General features: G+C 55.4%; 3 protein-coding genes. 2 read left to right on the top strand and 1 reads right to left on the bottom strand.

Features of this window, described 5'->3' with window-relative positions:
* Positions 1-1,151 (top strand): ABC transporter substrate-binding protein (locus tag P7F28_RS07225; protein WP_277183834.1); only part of this gene is annotated, 1,151 nt, incomplete at its 5' end.
* Between the two features lie 205 nt (positions 1,152-1,356).
* Positions 1,357-2,706: an MmgE/PrpD family protein gene (locus tag P7F28_RS07220; protein WP_277183833.1), complete on the top strand. Its 1,350-nt coding sequence runs from the start codon at positions 1,357-1,359 to the stop codon at positions 2,704-2,706.
* A gap of 129 nt (positions 2,707-2,835) precedes the next feature.
* On the opposite strand, the gene P7F28_RS07215 is transcribed toward P7F28_RS07220, so the two are convergent.
* On the bottom strand, positions 2,836-3,309 hold a 474-nt coding region (locus tag P7F28_RS07215), incomplete at its 5' end, for an NAD(P)-dependent oxidoreductase (protein WP_277183832.1).

Genomic DNA, 3,309 nt, shown 5'->3' with positions numbered 1-3,309 from the left:
GAAAAGTAGAAGGCGCACAGACACGTCCGAATCCTTCAACTTTGCAACGGAGACTGCAGATGAACACAAATGATTTCAAGGTATCTCGGCGCCAATTCCTAGCAATGGCGGCCGCGGGCGGCGCGAGTCTCGCGCTGCCACGTGCTGCTATCTCGAAAGCGGGCGATCACTTGACGATGCTCATGGGTAGTGGTGGACCGCTGCTGGCCTGGGCTCCGCACTTCCTTGCTGAGACGATGGGGTATTACAAAGAGGAAGGCTTGACCTTGGAGAGAATCTACACCCGCAGCGGGCCGGCAGGAATGACCGCTTTGGTTTCGGGTGCGGGAAATGCTTATTACACTGCGCCCGGCGAGCTTCTTGCCGCAGCTGCGAGAGGGCAGAAGTTCAAGATCTTGATGGCCCAGAGCGCATTTAACGAGCTCTATTTCATGGTGTCACCATCTTACGCTGCCAAGCATTCGATCACGGGTGACAGCACTCCGCTGGGACAGAGACTCTCGACGGTCAAGAACTTCAAGGGATTGCGTTGTGGCGTCACGTCTCCAGGCAGCATCACCGACTATTGCGCACGACAGGTACTTGCGCAAAGTGGGCTCGACCCGGCATCAGACGCATCTATCGTTCCCCTTCAATCGACCTCGAACATGATCGCAGCTATGGCGAACGGCACGATTGATGCAATGGTTGCGACGCCTCCAGTGACAAGCATTGCAGCCGCTCGGGTTGGGGCGGTGTTCTTCCTCTCAGTTTCCAAGGATGAAATCTCCGGGTTCAAGTCACTTGCTGGCCATCTGATTGAAGCGCGGGTCGCGGACGTTGAGCAGAATCCAGACTTGTATGCAGCCATCGTACGGGCAGATACGCGAGGCCTTCGCTACGTCATTGAGAACAAGAAAGACGCAGGCGAGGCCTTGTATAAGGCGCAGTTTTCGTCAACCGTCGAGCCGACGGTATGGGCATCCGTATGGGAGCAAAATTGGTCTCAATTCAAGTTTCCCTACGTTACAAGGCAGAGCCTCGAAGCTTGGGTAACCATGAAGCTGGTTCCGGGAGTGTCTGATCCAAAAGCGTTGCATCTCGATGAGGTATTAGATATGCGCTTTGTTGACCAGGCAGTAAAGAAGATCGGTTGGAAGGCGTCTGCTTGAACTGGTCGCGCCGAGTCGCCGGCGATTCTTTCAAAGCCGGCATCGAGTTATAAACAGTCTACGGAAAGGGCTCTGACTCTAATGAGCGAGGCTATTGTCTGCTTGCAGACGTCATGAGTCTCGCGTTCTCGGCCCCGTAGGCAGTTGTTTGATACTCAAGTGTGAGTCTAAGGAAGTAGTTGTTTTCCGACGGGAGTAGTGAACCATGACTGTAGCATTGAGATTGGGCGAGTTCATAACAGAATCAAAGTTTGAAGATCTGCCTTCGTTAGCCAAGGACTACGGCGAAATGTTAATCGCCAGCACGATTGCGAGCGCCGCGGTCGGATTCAATCTATCGTCATCAAGCATCATCAGACAACTGGAGATTGACCGTGGAGGTAAGCCAGAGTCGACGATATGGTTCGACGGCCCCGTGCGGCTTCCCGCAGTGGCCGCCGCGCGCGTGAACGCCGTCGCGAGCGATGCCGCCGCGTCGGACGACAGCGATTTGCGAAACATTGTCCACCAAGGGACAACTGCTTGCGCCAGTGCTTTAGCCGTCGGCGAGCGCTTTTGCTCAAGCGGCGAGGAGATTGTGGCGGCGATCGTTCTTGGATACGAGACGGCGGGTCGCATTAGCACTGTGATGCAGTGCACTTTCAAGGACAAAGGCTTCCATGGAAGTATCATCGCCGCTTTTGCTGGCGCTGCTGCGGGAGCCCGACTCATGAGACTCTCGGTAGACAAGACGGCCCAGGCACTTTTAATTACCGCGACTTCAGTTGGCGGACTAAATGCAGCCGCCGATACGAGTGTGGCCCGAGAGTATCACGCGGGACAGGCGGCCACATCCGGTGTTCAAGCTGCTTTGGCGGCCGCACGAGGCTTTACAGTTGAGCGTGAGCTGTTCGAGATGAAACTCGGATTCTTCGACTGCTTCGGTAGAGACGCGGATGCATCACTTATCACGAACGACTTCGGATCCAGGTGGAATATTCTCACGGAGATGGGCATCAAGCTTGTGCCGGGGGGGCATCCCCACCACGGAGTTGCCGAAGCGGCAGCCAAAGCTGCGCGAGACGCTGAAGTTGAACCCGAGGAAGTCGAGCTTATTGAGGTCTCAAGGCCGGGCTACGCTGGCTTTGCCAATCCACACAATCCAACGGATCTCATTGGAATGGCCCACAGCGCCATATTCTTCGCCGCTGCTGGAGTGGCAGACCGCGACTTCTCGTGGATCCATGCTTCCCCCGATAAAATTACCGACCCCCGGATTCGCATGCTTCTGGATAGGGTGCGTATGGTTGCTCCGCCGACAAGTGATCTCGATCGATACAAAGGCGGGGCGCGCGTGACTATTGTGACGAAAGCCGGAAAAAGGACGTCCGCAACTGTCTATGCCCCGAAGGGTGCCGCGATCTTGGGGATCGACTGGATCGACGTTGAGGCCAAATATCGCACGCTTGTAGGGAGAGCGAATATCTCCGCAGACAATGTCCAGGCAAGCCTTAGTGTAGTTCGGACCTTTCGTCAGGTGGAGAGCGCAGCGGCTCTACTGAACGTGTTGCGTTAGCATTTGACGGCTATTACTCTGAAAGAGGAGGGCCAGATACGTCGTCCTGCCGTAAAATGGTGAAGACCAAGGCGGTCTCTCGTGAATGCAAACGCGGGCCGCCAATCTCACAATTTGTGATCTAGGCAATCACACTGAATGGCCACGCTGAGCGAAGTGCGAGAAGCGGTTGGCATAATCTCGGACGCCTTCCTCAATCGTCCATTTCGAGCTCCAATTTAGATGCCTTTCGGCGCACCGGTTGTCAAGTGGAGCGCGCATCTTTAGGTTAGCCTCCTCCAATGCGGTTAGTTCGGAACCGACTTCGATTTGTGCACCAGGGATAGCACTCCGCACGATCTGTGCAACCTGCGAAACCGTACAGACCTTACCTGCGGAGACGTTGAAAACACGCTGGGAGCCAAAAGGGAGCGCGGGAGCGTCGACTGCCGTGGCTATGGCGTCCGCACAGTCCAATACGTATGTATAGTCTCTCTTCATCTTTCCACCCGTCTCGAATCGGGTAGGTTTGCCGAGCAAGGAATTCTCGACCATCGGCTTAATGTGGATCGGACTGCGCATCCCGAAGCCGTAAACTGCTGTCACGCGAATAGCGAGAAAATC

The organism is Caballeronia sp. BR00000012568055 (genome assembly GCF_029439455.1).
In the GTDB taxonomy this organism is placed as follows: Bacteria; Pseudomonadota; Gammaproteobacteria; order Burkholderiales; family Burkholderiaceae; genus Caballeronia.
Note: the sequence above shows the minus strand (reverse complement) of the source record. Positions and strands in the feature narration are given on the sequence as shown.

Excerpts from the sequence above, each read along its gene's own strand:
- P7F28_RS07220 (WP_277183833.1), top strand. The coding sequence starts at position 1,357 with ATGACTGTAGCATTGAGATTGGGCGAGTTCATAACAGAATCAAAGTTT.